Raw genomic sequence first — 14,833 nt, forward strand, 5'->3', positions numbered from 1 at the left:
CCATGATTTAGGGATTACGCTGCGCAGCGAAACTTGACCCTAAACGCTGGTCGCCCCATGTAAATTACGCACTATTCTGTAACCAGGTCCCCGCCATGAAAGACGTCGTCTCACGCTGCCCGATAGAGGAGACCATGCGTGTGCTCAGCGGTCGCTGGCCCACCTTGCTGCTGTATTATCTCAAGGACGGGACCAAGCGCTTCAGCGATCTGAGGCGGGACAACCCGACCGTCTCGCACCGCATACTGGCGCTCGAACTGCGCAAGCTGGAGGAAGCCGGGATTGTGCGGCGAACGGCGCATGCCGGCTATCCGCTACGCGTGGATTACGACCTCACGAAGCCCGGTCTCAAGCTTGTGCCGCTCATCGATGCCCTTGGCGACTGGTGGGAACATACCGAGGACGATCGGGCCGGCCGGGTCTCATCGACGCCCAGAACGAGGCTCGTGAAGGCCGCCTAGCCAGTTGTCTCTGCATCGACAGATTTCCTGTCGATGCTAGCTAGTCTATTCCTGACACACCCAAATCTGCGAGCGACCGCGTATTGGACACCAATGTAGTCGCGCACGTTGAGCTTCTTGCTGCCGTCCGTCAGTTGGATTTTGCTGCTGTAGACCTTACCGCTGTCGGGATGGAGGACCCGCCCGCTTGTATATTCGACGCCGTCCTTCTTCAGGCCGGATAGGATCACCAGGCCGATAACGGGCGCATTCTTCAAGGCGCCTTCGCACTTCGTACAGGTCAGGCTTTCGTTCGGGGCAAAGAAGACTTTTTCATGATGCGGATCAGCGCCCTTGGCCTGCCGCTGACGCCGTCGACGTTCCTCCACAACCCGACCGGCGAGGCATTATCCGCCCACGCCGCTGAGGAGAGTGCCGCCACCCCGGTGAGCGCGAAAACGGCCGATTGTTTCAGAATAAGCATAGCGATGATCTCCAAGAGGACGAGGCACCGCTGTCGACGTGGGATAGTTGCCGCGCAAGCGCGGCCCTCTGATGGCTCATGGGCGGCTTGCGGCTGCAATGGCGGGATAATCCGTATAGCCCGCGGCGCCCCCGCCATAGATCGTAGCCGGATCGACGGCCGCCAGCGGTGCGCGGGTCCCAAGCCTCTCCACAAGGTCGGGATTGGCGATGAAGGGGCGACCGAAGGCGAACAGGTCGGCCTTGTCCTCGGCCAGCCGCGACGTCGCAAGCTCGAGATCATAGCCGTTGTTGGCGATATAGGTGTTGTTGAAGCGCCGGCGGAGCGATCCGAAGTCGAACGGCGCGACATCGCGCGATCCGCCCGTGGCGCCCTCGACTACATGGATGTAAACGATGCCCAAAGCGTCGAGTTGATCGACGATATAGTCGAACTGCGCCTGGGGGGCGCTGCTGGAGATGCCGTTGGCGGGCGATACGGGCGAAATCCGGATTCCGGTGCGCGCGGCGCCGATCTCCTCGACCACCGCTGTCGCAACCTCCAGCATCAGACGGGCGCGGTTCTCGACCGAGCCGCCATAGGCATCGGTGCGGACATTGGCGCTGTCTTTGGCGAACTGGTCCAGCAGATAGCCGTTGGCACCGTGAATCTCGACGCCATCGAAACCGGCCTCAATGGCGTTCGCGGCTGCTTGTCGGAAATCATTGATAAGCCCCGGAAGCTCCTCCAGTTCAAGCGCGCGCGGCTCCGAGACATCGAAGAAGCCGTTGTTCACAAACGTCTTGGTTCCGGCCCGGATCGCCGACGGAGCAACCGGCGCTGCCCCGTTCTCCTGTAGGTCGACGTGCGAGACGCGGCCGACATGCCAGAGCTGCAGGAAAATCCGCCCGCCCTTGGCGTGCACGGCGGTCGTGACCTTGCGCCAGCCGTCGATCTGAGCCTGGGAGTAGATGCCTGGCGTGTCCTGGTAACCTTGTCCCTGTTGCGAGATCTGCGTGGCCTCGGAAATCAGCAAGCCGGCCGACGCGCGCTGGCCGTAATACTCCGCGGCGAGATCGCCTGGAACGAAGTCCGGGCCAGCGCGATTGCGCGTCAGGGGCGCCATCACAATACGATTGGAGAGGGTTAGCGAGCCGACAGTATAGGGCTCAAACAGCGTTTTGCTCGTCATAGGTCACCTTTGTTTGTCCCCCGCCGCGGCGGAGGTCGTTTATCGAAATGGCGTTGTTGGTGCTCAGGCGACCTTGCGGTACCGCTCGGCGGGATGTTCGTTCCGATAGTTTGGAAGCATGGCCTGGCGCGCGGCCTGAAGCGCGTCCCACTGCCCGGCATCGGGAAGCGGCGGGATGGTCACCGGTTCGCGGCGGTCGAAGCCGACCAGTGCCGCATCAACCAAATCGTCCACCTCCATCACGTTGGAAAGAGTGTTGATGTCGGCGCCGACCTGTTCCCAGATCTCCGTTCGCGTCGTGGCGGGAAGCACGGCCTGGACGTAGACACCCTTCGGTTCGAGTTCGAGGCTGAGTCCCTGCGACAGAAACAGCACGAAGGCTTTGGTTGCGCCGTAGACCGTCATGCCGAACTCCGGCGCCAGGCCGACCACTGAGCCGATGTTGACGATCGAGCCTTCGCCCGCCGCCGCAAGGCGCGGGGCGATGGCACTGGCAAGCCGCAGAAGTGCGGTCGTGTTGAGCGCAACTAGGCGCGTCACGTCATCCGTGCTCTGCTCGATGAAGCTTCCGCCAATGGCCGTTCCGGCATTGTTGACGAGGATCCCGATGCTGGCGTCGTCGCGCAGCCTCGTCTCCACCGTTGCAAGATCGGTGGGCTGCGTGAGATCAGCCTGGACGATGTCGATCGCCACGCCGGTCTCCTGACGCAGGCGCGCTGACAGCGCCTCCATTCGTGCCGTGTCGCGGGCAACTAGCACGAGGTCGTGCCCGCGGCGCGCAAAGCGATCGGCATAGGAAGCTCCGATGCCGGTGGAGGCGCCGGTGATGAGGACTGACGGAATGGCGGTCATGGGATTGCTCTTTTCTCTGTAGGAACTTATATTCATGACGGTCATCATGATTGCAGATAAATATGATGACCATCATGTAAATGTCAACGGAGCCGGCGGAGAATTTTGAAATGAAGGTCAGCCGAGAGCAGATGGCGGAGAACCGCCGCCGGATTCTGGAGGTTGCCAGCCGGCTGTTTCGCGACAAGGGATTCGATGCGGTCAGCGTGGCTGAGGTGATGAAGGCCGCCGGGCTGACCCATGGCGGTTTCTATGGTCACTTCAACTCGAAAGACGACCTGATTGCGCAGACCCTTGCCCATGTCCTCGCCGCGGACACAGGCGGAGGGCGCGGTCTTCGCGCTTATGTGGATGACTATCTTTCACCCCGGCATCGCGACAACTGCGCCGGTGGTTGCCCGACGGCGGGCCTTGCCGCGGCCATCCGCCATCAAACCCCGGCAGCGCGCTCGGCCATGACCGAAGGTCTTCGATCGCAGATCGACCGTATTGGCAAGGCGTTCCCGGAGCTGGATGCGGCAGACAGGCGCCGCGCGGCGATCGGAAGCTTTGCGGCGATGGTGGGGGCAGTGATCCTCGCCCGGGCGATTGACGAGCCAGCGTTTTCCGATGAGGTGCTGGAACAGACACGTGCTTGGATCCATGCCGGGATTAGCCAAGTGTCTGCTAGCTAGGCGGTCTGCGGCAGGAGTGCGGCTATCGGCGGTGGTTGGGTGCCTATCCTGCAGAATATCGCGCCGTGGCGTGCAATCAGCGGGATTTCACGGACGGCTAAAGGCGCGAAGCAGCCATTCGCAGCGCGCACCGGTGGAGGTCACCGATCGGTCAAAACGGCTATTCCGTCTCGGGACCACGTGTCAGATTTTCACCACCGGGACGACGAACCGCAGTGAGCGAGATTTTTGAGCGCTTGCCCGGCAAAAGCCACGATCGCCGTTATGTCAGGCGGGCATGACCGTTACGAAAATCGAAAATTATGAGGCCCGATCAAGCTTTAGCAGGCGCGTGCTGCTCAGAGCTGCCGGCCTTGGCGCGCTTGCCGGGCTCACCGCCTGCGCAACCGCCGTGCTGCCGACCGGCGAAGGCGCCAGCGTCTCTGCCTCCGCCGCTGGCACGCTGGCCGGCATTCGCGCCTCAGCCGGTCTTGGACCGCTTGTCCCCGATCCTCAGCTCGAACAGGCAGCCTTGCAGCAGGCCGGCTATATGGCGCGCGGCGGCCGCATGAATCACACCACCGGCTGGGGCAAGGATTTTGCCTCGCGCGTCAAGGACAATGGCATTGCCGGCGCTGCCGCCGAAAACATCGCCGAAGGCCGCTTCGACCAGCAGAAGCTGTTCGATATCTGGGTGAATTCGCCAGGCCATCGCCGCAACATGCTCGACCCGCGCTTCACCCGCTTCGGCCTCGCCTATGTACGTGACGGCCGCGACAGCACGCTTCGCTACTGGTGCCTTGTGCTCGGTAGATAAGCCTCCGCCATTCGATCGGCGAAAACCTGCAGGATGGCCGATCCGTCAGTCTGCGCGGCCGCCACCGAGCAATTGCTCGATGTCCTGCGCACAAACTGGTCTGCTGAAATGATAGCCCTGCATTTCGTCGCAGTTGTTCCTGCGCAGGAAGGCGACCTGATCATCCGTCTCAACCCCTTCGGCGATGACCCTCAGGTTGAGATTTTGCCCCAATGAAATCACCGCGCTGGCCACAGCCTGGTCGTTCTCGTCGGCGGCGAGATCCCTGATGAAGGACTTGTCGATCTTCAGCCGCGCCACGGGAAAGGTCTTGAGTGCGCTGAGGCTGGAATAGCCGGTGCCGAAATCATCGATCGAGATCTGGACACCCAGGCTTTGCAGGGCGTTCATGGTCACGACGGCGACGTCGATATCCTGCATGATAAGGCTCTCGGTCACCTCCAGCTCGAGATACCTGGCCTCCAGCCCGCTGTCCTTCAGCGCGCTGACGATGCGATCGATCAGGTTGCGTTCCCTGAATTGCCGCGCCGACACATTCACGCAAACGGTCAAAGGCGGCAGCCCTGCGGATTGCCAGGCTTTGTTCTGCCGGCACGCCTCATGCAGAACCCAGTCGCCGATCGGTACGATCAGACCTGTCTCCTCGGCGGTCGGGATGAACATCGTCGGCATTATCGTGCCAAGCGTTGGATGGTTCCAGCGTATCAATGCCTCGACCGCAAAAACCCGACCTGACCGAAGGTCCACCTGCGGTTGATAGAGCAGCGTGAATTCCGAACGCGCCAAGGCATTTCGCAGCTCTTCCTGAAGCACGAATTTTTCATGCGCCCTGGTGTTGAACTCCGGAGCGTAAAACTGGAAATTGTCGCGGCCGAACTCCTTGGCGCGATACATGGCTGCATCGGCATTTGCCAGCAGCGTATCGGGATCCGTGCCATCCTTGGGATAGTTGGCAATGCCGATGCTGGCCGTCGCCCGCACAAGATGCGCTCCGAGCCGAACCGGCTCCGCAAGTGCCGCCCGGAGCTTCTGCAAGGTCTCGGAGACGAGATCGACGTTCGCCGGCTGGTCGAAAAGCACGATGACGAATTCGTCGCCGCCAAGCCGCACGACGGTATCGGTTGCCCTTACGCAGTCGACCATGCGACTTGCGGCGATCTTGAGAAGTTCGTCGCCGGCATTGTGGCCGAGCGTGTCGTTGACGAATTTGAAATTGTCCAGATCGATGAATACCACTGTCACCCAGCGATCGTATCGCTGGGCGTACAAGACCGCCTGCGCAAGCCGGTCCTCGAGCAAGGCGCGATTGGGAAGCCCGGTCAGCACGTCATGGTTGGCCATGAAGTGGATCCGATCTTCGGCCTGTTTGCGTTCGATGGCGATCCCGGCGATGCGCGTGGTGAAATCGATGAGGCGCGTCTCGGGCTCGGTCGGTTCGCGCACCGTCCTCGAATACATCGCAAAGACGCCGAGCACGGCGCCCTGGTGCGACAGGATCGGGGTCGACCAGCATGAACGCAAACCGTGCGGCCGCGCGAGTTCGCGATAATCCTGCCAAAGCGGATCCTGCATGATATCAGCGACAATCACCGGTTCGCGCCGATAGACAGCGGTTCCGCAAGACCCTGCCCTGGGGCCGACCGCGGCGCCATCGATGGCGTTGGTGTAGTCTCTCGCCAGGCTCGGCGCGGCGGCATGGCGCAAATGGCTGCCATCCTTGTCGAGCAGCAAGACCGAACCGAATATGCCTGCCAATTGGGACTCGACCAGACGCATGAGCCGCTCGAGCACGTCTTCGAGGGGAGCGCTCTTTGCGATCATCTCGAGGATATGCGCCTGCCCGTCGCGCAGGATCTCGGCTTGCTTGCGCGCAGTGATGTCGCGGGCAATGCCGACGAGGCCGAAAATGTTGTTTTGAACGTTGCGCAACGGCAGCTTCGTCGACAGGAACCATTTGCCGGTGCCTGACGCATCAACGACGAACTCCTCCTCGTCGATCATCGGTTGTCCGTCGCGCATCAGTTCCTGCTCGATGAAGCGAAATTTGTGCGCAAGATCCGGTGCGTGAAGGTCGAAGTCGCTCAGACCGATCATGTCGCTTGTGCTGTCCCGACCGCTGTCGGACGCAATGGCTCGGTTGGCGACGACGAAGCGGCTTTCGGTGTCCTTCACCCACATGTAGTCAGGCACCAGGTCGATCAGCGTCTGCAACGAGATACGCTCGTCGACGACCAAGCGATTGGCGCTGAGCTCGCTGATGTCCTCGTGCGTGGCCACCCAGCCGCCGTCGGGCATCGGCTGATGGCAGACCTGAATTGTCCGGCCATCGGCGAGCTCGGCTGTCCAGTTTCCCGAGGCCGTACCCGAATTGACTGCCCTCGCCAACGTCAGATAGGCGTCCGCATTCATTGCGGCGGTCCCGACAGCGACGCGCCGCTCGACGATTTCGCGCAGCGCCGCACCCGGCTGCAATTGCTCCGGCGCAAGGCGATAGATTTCCGCATAGCGTCGGTTGCACAGGATCAGCCGTTCATCGGCGTCAAAGAAACAGATGCCTTGCGAGATGTTCTCGATCGCGGTCTGGAATCGCAGCGCCTGGTCCTGAAGCGTTGCAACCGTGGCGCGAAGCTCGCGCTCGAGGGTCTCGTATGAGGCAGTCGCCAGTTGTGCCAGCGTCGTCAAATTGGCGGATTCGGGCGCTTCGGCGGTTTGCCTGGATGATTTCGTGGCCAAATACAATTCCTCCGCTGATGCTTGAGACAAGAAAAGGAGGCTCGCCTTCAAACCAAAAGCGACTGCATATTGGTCCGGATATACTAATGGCAGGTGAACCGGCTCAACGCCGACGCGACCGGCACGAGCAACTGGAGCCTTGAGCCGGTCGCGGTTGCTGTAAGCCCTGAGGCTTAGTCCATATGCGCGGCAGGTGCCCCACCGGCGGGCGGCGCAGCCTTTGGCTTGCGCAGCAGGAAAACAAACGGGACGGCAAGCAGCGTCATCATCATCAGCAGCTTGAAGTCGTTGACGTAGGAGATCATCATCGCCTGGATATTGACCATGCGATCCACCAGCGACAGCGCCGCCGGATCGCCGACCGCCGCTGCCGCCGACGCGGCCCAGAGGTTGGGATTGAACGGATTGACATAGGCCGAGAGCTCGGCGTGGTTGATTTGCGTGTTACGCACCAGCAGAACCGTCACGACCGATACGCCGATCGACGAGCCAAGATTGCGCACCAGGCTGAACAACGCCGTTGCATCGGTGCGGAAGCGTGCGTCGAGCGTGGCGAAGGCCACGGTGGACAGCGGCACGAACACCATTCCCATTCCAAGGCCCTGGATGATGCCGGAGCTGAGGATAAGCCAGTTGTCCATCTGCGGCGAGAAGCTCGACATCGTGTAGAGCGATTGCGCGGTCAGCAGGAAGCCGATAACGACGAGGATCCTGGCATCGATCCTGTGCATGATCCGCCCGACGAACAGCATTGCAATCATCGTGCCGACACCGCGCGGCCCCAGGACGATGCCGATGGTGAGGGTCGGATAGCCGAAGATGGTCGACAGCATGGGCGGCAGCAGCGACATGCTCGCCAAGATGAGCACGCCCATGACAAAGATGAACGCCAGCCCGGTGACGAAATTGCGATCTAGGAATATCTTCGGGTCGATGAAGGGGTGCTCCGCCGTCACCGTGTGAATGGTGAATACCCAGAACCCGGTGATGGAAAGTCCAAGCTCGATCCATATCTCGATCGAGGAAAACCAGTCGACCTCGCCGCCACGATCGAGCATCAGCTGCAGCGCCCCGACACCGAGCGAGAGCATGGTGAAGCCGAAGAAATCGAAGCTGCGCACCCGCCGGGCGACGCTGGGAAGATATGCGGCCATGCCGAGGAAGGCGATGATGCCGACCGGCAGGTTGATGAAGAACACCCAGCGCCAGTTGAAATTCTCGGTCAGCCAGCCACCCAGCGTCGGGCCAAGGATCGGTCCCAGCATGATGCCGGCGCCCCAGATGGCCATGGCCTGACCGTGGCGTTCCCTGGGGTTGATGTCGAGCAGGAAGGTCTGCGACAGCGGCACGATGGCCGCGCCGAACACGCCTTGCATCAGCCGGAACAAAACGATGGTCTCCAGGCTCCAGGCAATGCCGCACAGCATGGAGAAGACGGTGAAGCCGACCACGGCCGTCAGGAACAGCTCCTTGCGGCCGAAGCGGTCGGCCAGCCAGCCGGTCACCGGCGTCATGATCGCCGCGGCAACGATGTAGGAGGTCAGCACCCAGTTGATGTTGTCGGGGGAGGCGCCGAGATCGCCGGTCATGGTCGGCAGCGCAACGTTGGCGATCGTCGTGTCGAGCGCCTGCATAATCGTCGCCAGCATGAGCGCAACTGTGATCAGGCCGCGGTGCGGCACTTCGCGAAAGGGTTCTGGACTGCTCATGACGTAAAACTTCCAGCAGGTAACAAAAACGTGTACATTAGGTTTCCGGACGGCGAGGCCCTCGCCGTAGAGAGACCCTCATCGCGGTGGGACGCGAGCACCGATGTGGGGGTTACATCGACTGAGCGTCTCGACAAAGCGGGCGCCTGCCGTCCGGAAACCTGAGGACCGAAGATCCTGTGCGGAGTTTTCTGCTCAGGCAGGCTGCAGCGCAGCCCGTCTGCGCATTCAACCCTTCCTGCGCCTCCCTCGGACCAATCCTGTCACCTGCGTCCATCTCGCTGTTTGCTATGCGGCCGCTGTCAGGCCTCTTTACTTGGGCTCGCCTGCCGTGGCGCGGCGGAAAATGCTCGGCAGCCCGCGGGAAACGCCGGTGTCCACCGTGACGGTCGCGCTCATGCCGGTGCGCAGCGCCATCTTGGCCTCGGCATCGGTCAATTCCAGGCGGACCGGAATGCGCTGCGTGACCTTGACCCAGTTGCCCGTGGCGTTCTGCGCAGGCAGCAGCGAGAACTCGGCCCCGGTGCCGGCGCCGATCGCCTTGACGGTGGCTTCGAACGTCTTGCCCGGATAGGTGTCGACCACGATTTCGGCCTTCTGGCCCGGCCTCATGTTGGTGAGCTGGGTTTCCTTGAAATTGGCGTCGACCCAGGTGTCGCCGGTCTCGACCAGCGAAAACAGCGGCGTGCCCGAACCGACATACTGGCCGACCTTGAACGAAGCGGCCTGGCTGATGATGCCGTCGGCAGGCGCCTTGACCGTGGTCTGGACCATATCGTAGGCCGCCTTGTCGCGTGCTGCGAGCGCCGCCATTACCGTCGGATGCTTGTCGGTCTCGATGTCGGGATTGCCGCCAAGTGCCGCCTTGGCGCTGACGATCCCTTGCTGGGCCACGGCCAGCTGCTGCTTGGCCTTGTCGAGGTCGTTCTTGGCCTCGTCCAGCGACGACTTGGCGTTGATGCCCTTGTGGGCAAGGTCGGCGGCGCGGTCGTATTGCGACTGCGCGTACTGGACCTGGCTTTCGTCGGACTTCTCCTGCGCCAGCGCCTGGCTGTAGGCCGCACGCAGTTGCTCGACATTGAGCCGTGCGCCCGCCACCGCCGCGTCGGCCTGAGCCAACGCGATCCGGTAGGGCTCGGGGTCGATGGCGAACAATACGTCGCCCTGCTTGACAGACTGGTTGTCGAAAATGTCGACCTGAACAATGCGGCCGGCCGTATCGGCGGCTATCGACACCTTGGCCTGCTGCAGATTGGCGTTCTCGGTCTCCTGATAGCGGCCGCCGGTCAACCAGACATAGCTGCCGCCGGCGATCAACGCAGCCGGCAGCACAAACATCAAAAGGAAGCGGCCGGCACGGCGCTTCTTCTTCGGCGCTACCGGCGCCGGAGCTACTTGCGGAGCGACCGTTACCGGAGCTGCCGCCGGCTTCGCGGGAGCGTCCATCTCCAGCTTGGCCGCATTCTCATCTAGTTTGGCTACCGCGTTCATGCTGCTGCGCCTTCCGTATTCTTCACTTTTTCCGAGGGCGGCGTCTCACCATCGGCAAGATTCTGCACCATTGTCTCCAGGGCCTTGACCAGGACGCGGCGATCTTCCGGCGAAACGCCAACGAGCGATTCCTCGTAAACCTCGCCGGCAAGGCTCTTGACGTGGGCATAGGCCGCGTTCGCCTTCGCGGTCGGGAAAATCATGCGCACTCGCCTGTCGGCTGCGTCGGGACGGCGCTCGATCCAGCCGCCCTCCTCCATGCGATCGACAAGACGCGAGACGCTGATCGGCTCGATTTCGAGAAGCTCGGCAAGCCGCGCCTGCGCGACACCCGCTTCCTTGGCGACACGTACCAGAAGCCGCCATTGCGCCGAAGAAAGGCCGAATCCACTGGCGCGCGCCTCGAAGCGCTTGCGCATTAGGCGCTGAACGTCGTGGATCAAAAAGCCCAATCTGTCGATGCCGTCGGAAACCATGAGCGACATATATAATAAGCGTGCTCATAATTCAAGGAGCCGGATTGTGCCAGAAACCGGTAAGTGTGCATGGCAGTCAGTGCAGGGGAGATCGTGGTTAGCAATTTATTACGCCGGGCGCTTATGGCGAGTATGCAGAAGATCGGCGTTCAGATGCTCAGACTATCGATCTCATCCAGGCGGAAAAGGCCTCGATATGCGCTTGTCGGGGGTGATTGGCTATGCCGGCAAGGTAAAAGCCATAGCCTGGCAGAGAGAGATCATGTGCCTTGACCAGCCTGCCAGCTTCGAGTTCGCCACTGACGACCACATTGCTGCAGATAGCGATGCCTTGCCCAGCCGCGACCGCGTCGATCGCGTGCAGCTCTTCGCGGAAGCTTAGGCCCCATGCCTGGTTGGAATTGGGGATGCTGGGATCGATCGAGCGTGCGATCGCCAGCCATCGCTGCCAAGTCGGCGCTTCCGGGTCGCGGTTCGTCCAATTGAAATGGATGAGCGGGTATTGCAGCAGATCGGCGGCGCGCTCGATCTGTCGGTCGCCTGCGAACAACTCCGGGCTGCATACCGGAAAGAATGCGTCCCGAAAAATTTCCTGCGCGGGAACATCCCGGGGCATCCTGCGCGCATAGCGGATCGCGACGTCGGCGTCACCGGCTCGCAGGTCCAGAACGGCGTCTGTCCCGATGATCTCCAGTGGAATGTTCGGATGTTGTTCGCGCCACTTCGAAAGGCGCGGAACCAGCCATCGGCTGGCAAATGCATTTGGGCTCGTCACGCGTAACGGGTGTTGGCCAACACCGGCCGAGGCTGATGCTATTGCCGCGGCGAAAGCATCGAAGCCGCTGCAAATTACCGGGAATAGCTGTTCGCCCACGGCTGTGAGCGCGAGCGGTCGTGGGCGCCGCCGGAACAGCAATTGCCCACAGACCTCCTCCAGCAATCGAATCTGGTGGCTGATGGCCGTTGGCGTCACCCCGAGCTCCGTCGCGGCCTTTCTGAAGCTCATCAGCCTTGCAGCGGCCTCGAAGGCGCGAAGCGACCCGAGCGGCGGAAGTTTTCTCATCCAGGCAGTTTAGATGAATTTAGCTCATCCAGCGACTGAGATATTCGATTTTGCAGTGAATGGCCCCGCATGAGATCATTATGATCCGACACATGTCGGTGAACGACAGCGCCTGTCCAACCGTGCCGGATCACGAAGGGTGTCCCTCGATGAGCATGTTCAAGCTTATAGACGGTTCCGAGCCGACGTTGCAGGCGCCAGATATCGCCCGCCTCAGGCAGGCGATTCGCGGCGATCTGATCCTTCCGGACGACCCTGGCTATGACCAGGCGCGCAGAGTTTGGAATGGCATGGTCGACAAGAGGCCGGCGGCTGTCTTCTATTGCGCCGAATCCAGCGATGTCGTCACGGCCGTCAACTTCGCCCGATCGCAAGACTTCCTCGCCGCTGTCCGCGGCGGTGGCCATAACGTCGCCGGCAGTTCGGTATGCGACGGCGGCGTGGTGATCGATGTGTCACGCATGAAGCGGATCGAAGTCGACCCGGTCCGCCATATTGCGCGCGCAGAAGCCGGCTTGAACCTGGGCGAGTTCGACGCGGCCACACAGGTCCATGGTCTTGCGACGACCATGGGTGTCAACGCGGATACCGGTATAGCCGGACTGACACTCGGCGGCGGGTTCGGCAAGCTTGGCCGCAAACATGGACTGAGCTGCGACAACCTTGTCGCTGTCGAAATCGTGACGGCGGACGGCCGGTTGCTCACGGCAAATGCGACCGAAAATGCAGATTTGTTCTGGGGCATTCGGGGCGGCGGCGGCAATTTCGGAATAGTCACGACTTTCGAATACAAGCTCCATCCCGTGGGTCCGCTCCTCATCGCGGGATCGATACTATACCGCTACGAAGAGGCACGCGAAGCGATGCGGTTCTACCGTGCGTTCTCGAGCGGCGCCCCGGATGAGCTGAGCCTGGATGCAGCACTTGTGACGGCGCCCTCGGGCGAACGCTTCTTCAGCATATCGGCGTGCTACATCGGCCCACTCGACGAGGGCCAGCAAATCGTCCAACCGCTGAGAGAGTATGGCACGCCGGTTGAGCGCCGGATTGCTCCTGTCCCCTATCTTCAAATCCAATCGGCCGGGGACAGCCTCTTTCCGCGTGGGCGGCGCTATTACTGGAAGGCGCAGTTCATGCGCGAAATCACAGATCAGGCGATCGATACCATGCTTGCGGCTTACATGACTGCGCCCAGCGAATCGCTTCTGGTCCTGCAGCAGGTTGGCGGCGCCATCTCGCGAGTACCGATGGACGGAACGCCCTACGCCAACCGGGATGCACTTTACGATTGTTTCCCGATATCGATCTGGGACAATCCGTCTGACGACGAAACGCACATCCGATGGGCGCGTGACCTGTGGGATGCAATGAGACCGTTCTCGACCGGCGGCGTCTATGCCAACAATCTCGGCGAAGAGGGCACTGATCGGGTTCTGGCAGCTTACGGCGAGAACTATCCGAGGTTGGCCGCACTAAAAAACAAGTATGATCCCACCAATTTCTTTCGCTTGAACCAAAACATCAAGCCTACGACCTGAGCGATCGCCGCAGGCCGATGCTCGAAATTCCGCGGCGCTGCTACAGCTCCAAATTCCAGTTCTGGCCAACCAGATCCTTGCCGAACGAATGGTGGCGCTCCTCGTTCGTCAATTTAAAGCCGGCAGCCTCATAGATGTGGCGGGCGGCGGCGAGCACGTCGTTGGTCCACAGCGTCAGTGTCCTGTAACCCGTGGCGCGGCAGAAGCCGACACATTCCTCGACCAGCCGCTTGCCGATGCCGAGGCCGCGCGCCGACGGCTCGACGTAGAGCAGGCGCAACTTCGCCACCTCGTCCGACTGGCGCACGACGAAGACAGAGCCGACGACCTTGCCTTCCTGCTCGGCGATCCAGCTGCGTTCCCATTTCGGATCGAAGGATTTGACGAAGGCGCCGAGGATTTCGGCGACCAGCGCTTCATAGGTTTCGTCCCAACCATATTCCTTCGCATAGAGCAGGCCCTGGCGATGGATGATCCAGCCGATGTCGCCGACCTGCAGAGGCCGCAGTATATAGGGAATTTTGGGCTCGGCGGTCCCGCTCAGAAGGCGCTGCACCGTCAGCATGGCCTTGACCAGCCTGTCCTGTTCGGCAACCGAAAGCCGTTCGAGCAAAGCCGCGACCTGGTCGTGCGAACCCTGGTTCAGCGGGACGAAGGCCTGCCGCCCGGCCTTGGTCAGCGCGATCGACGAGCGCCGCGCATCCGCATCGATCGTGGCGCGCTCGACCAGATCACGCTCCTCGAACTTCTTCAGCAGCCGGCTGAGATAACCGGCATCGAGGCCGAGATCGCGCGCAAGGTCGGTGGCGGTCAGGCCATCACGATGCGCCAGCTCATAGAGCACCCGCGCCTCGGTTAGCGAGAAGGTGCTTTTCAGCAGCCCTTCGTCGAGCAGCCCGATCTGGCGGGTATAGAAGCGGTTGAAGGCCCGCACCGCGTCGATCCGCTCCTTCCCTGGTTGATGATGAATGGTCATGGCATGCTCCTCCGGGCAAGATCAGCGATTTAGTTGACTTAGTCAAGTATCCGTTTGAAGCAATTGTCCTGATTATGCCCAGCGGGCGCCTTGACTCGTGCGAGTTGCCAGCTTATTTCAGCGCCACGTTAGCACTCCACCAACATGAGTGCTAACCACATGTCCGGCGCCGCCGGACGGAGGAACTGTTCTCACCATTCTCATCGAGGAATAAAAAATGGCAAAGTCGAAGTTCCGCCCGCTTCATGACCGCGTGGTCGTTCGCCGGGTCGAATCCGAATCCAAGACAGCGGGCGGGATCATCATCCCCGATACGGCTAAGGAAAAGCCGCAGGAAGGCGAGATCATCGCCATCGGTTCCGGCGCCCGCGACGAAGCCGGCAAGCTCGTCCCGCTGGACGTCAAGGCCGGCGACCGCATCCTGTTCGGC

At 61.6% G+C, this 14,833-nt stretch carries 14 protein-coding genes; 5 read left to right on the forward strand and 9 right to left on the reverse strand.

Features of this window, described 5'->3' with window-relative positions:
• Positions 1 to 95 precede the first annotated feature (95 nt).
• Positions 96 to 461, forward strand: a complete 366-nt coding sequence (locus AC0L2P_RS25755; RefSeq protein WP_473505230.1) for a winged helix-turn-helix transcriptional regulator — start codon at positions 96 to 98, stop codon at positions 459 to 461.
• Here the strand turns inward: AC0L2P_RS25755 and AC0L2P_RS25760 are convergent.
• From AC0L2P_RS25760 to AC0L2P_RS25770, 3 genes are all read right to left on the reverse strand, one after another.
• A complete protein-coding gene (locus tag AC0L2P_RS25760) occupies positions 458 to 829 on the reverse strand; it encodes a DUF2147 domain-containing protein (protein ID WP_473505232.1) in 372 nt (123 codons plus the stop codon). The two genes, AC0L2P_RS25755 and AC0L2P_RS25760, sit on opposite strands and share 4 nt — an antisense overlap.
• A gap of 171 nt (positions 830 to 1,000) precedes the next feature.
• Positions 1,001 to 2,095 (reverse strand): alkene reductase, encoded by a 1,095-nt coding sequence (locus AC0L2P_RS25765; protein WP_473505234.1) that lies wholly within the window; start codon positions 2,093 to 2,095, stop codon positions 1,001 to 1,003.
• Between the two features lie 63 nt (positions 2,096 to 2,158).
• A complete protein-coding gene (locus AC0L2P_RS25770; protein ID WP_473505261.1) occupies positions 2,159 to 2,947 on the reverse strand; it encodes an SDR family NAD(P)-dependent oxidoreductase in 789 nt (262 codons plus the stop codon).
• Between the two features lie 110 nt (positions 2,948 to 3,057).
• Between AC0L2P_RS25770 and AC0L2P_RS25775 the strand changes: the two genes are divergently transcribed.
• Both AC0L2P_RS25775 and AC0L2P_RS25780 read left to right on the forward strand, forming a co-directional pair.
• Positions 3,058 to 3,621, forward strand: a complete 564-nt coding sequence (locus tag AC0L2P_RS25775; protein ID WP_473505236.1) for a TetR/AcrR family transcriptional regulator — start codon at positions 3,058 to 3,060, stop codon at positions 3,619 to 3,621.
• Positions 3,622 to 3,898: 277 nt separating this feature from the next.
• Positions 3,899 to 4,417, forward strand: coding sequence for a CAP domain-containing protein (locus tag AC0L2P_RS25780; protein ID WP_473505238.1), 519 nt, complete (start codon positions 3,899 to 3,901; stop codon positions 4,415 to 4,417).
• A 45-nt stretch (positions 4,418 to 4,462) separates the two neighbouring features.
• Here AC0L2P_RS25780 and AC0L2P_RS25785 read toward each other — a convergent pair whose 3' ends face one another.
• The 5 genes from AC0L2P_RS25785 to AC0L2P_RS25805 all read right to left on the reverse strand — a co-directional run bounded on the left by AC0L2P_RS25785 (position 4,463) and on the right by AC0L2P_RS25805 (position 11,889).
• Positions 4,463 to 7,150 carry an EAL domain-containing protein gene (locus AC0L2P_RS25785; protein WP_473505240.1) on the reverse strand — a complete coding sequence of 896 codons (2,688 nt, stop codon included), beginning with the start codon at positions 7,148 to 7,150 and terminating at the stop codon, positions 4,463 to 4,465.
• Positions 7,151 to 7,323: 173 nt separating this feature from the next.
• Positions 7,324 to 8,859: a DHA2 family efflux MFS transporter permease subunit gene (locus AC0L2P_RS25790; protein ID WP_473505242.1), complete on the reverse strand. Its 1,536-nt coding sequence runs from the start codon at positions 8,857 to 8,859 to the stop codon at positions 7,324 to 7,326.
• 312 nt (positions 8,860 to 9,171) lie between these two features.
• A complete protein-coding gene (locus AC0L2P_RS25795; RefSeq protein ID WP_473505244.1) occupies positions 9,172 to 10,350 on the reverse strand; it encodes an HlyD family secretion protein in 1,179 nt (392 codons plus the stop codon).
• Entirely contained in the window at positions 10,347 to 10,826 is a 480-nt protein-coding gene (locus tag AC0L2P_RS25800) for a MarR family winged helix-turn-helix transcriptional regulator (RefSeq protein WP_473505263.1), read from the reverse strand. Before AC0L2P_RS25800 ends, AC0L2P_RS25795 begins: the two co-directional genes overlap by 4 nt.
• Before the next feature lie 157 nt (positions 10,827 to 10,983).
• A complete protein-coding gene (locus AC0L2P_RS25805; RefSeq protein WP_473505246.1) occupies positions 10,984 to 11,889 on the reverse strand; it encodes a LysR substrate-binding domain-containing protein in 906 nt (301 codons plus the stop codon).
• Between the two features lie 149 nt (positions 11,890 to 12,038).
• On the opposite strand from AC0L2P_RS25805, the gene AC0L2P_RS25810 reads away from it, so the two are divergent.
• Positions 12,039 to 13,427 (forward strand): FAD-binding oxidoreductase, encoded by a 1,389-nt coding sequence (locus tag AC0L2P_RS25810; RefSeq protein WP_473505248.1) that lies wholly within the window; start codon positions 12,039 to 12,041, stop codon positions 13,425 to 13,427.
• Between the two features lie 40 nt (positions 13,428 to 13,467).
• On the opposite strand, the gene AC0L2P_RS25815 is transcribed toward AC0L2P_RS25810, so the two are convergent.
• Complete coding sequence (locus AC0L2P_RS25815; protein WP_473505250.1) at positions 13,468 to 14,403, reverse strand: bifunctional helix-turn-helix transcriptional regulator/GNAT family N-acetyltransferase; 936 nt, start codon at positions 14,401 to 14,403, stop codon at positions 13,468 to 13,470.
• A 217-nt stretch (positions 14,404 to 14,620) separates the two neighbouring features.
• Here AC0L2P_RS25815 and AC0L2P_RS25820 point away from each other — a divergent pair.
• Positions 14,621 to 14,833: co-chaperone GroES (locus tag AC0L2P_RS25820; protein WP_473505252.1), on the forward strand; the 213-nt coding region annotated here is incomplete at its 3' end.

The sequence above is a fragment of the Mesorhizobium sp. WSM4836 genome, from assembly GCF_055811815.1.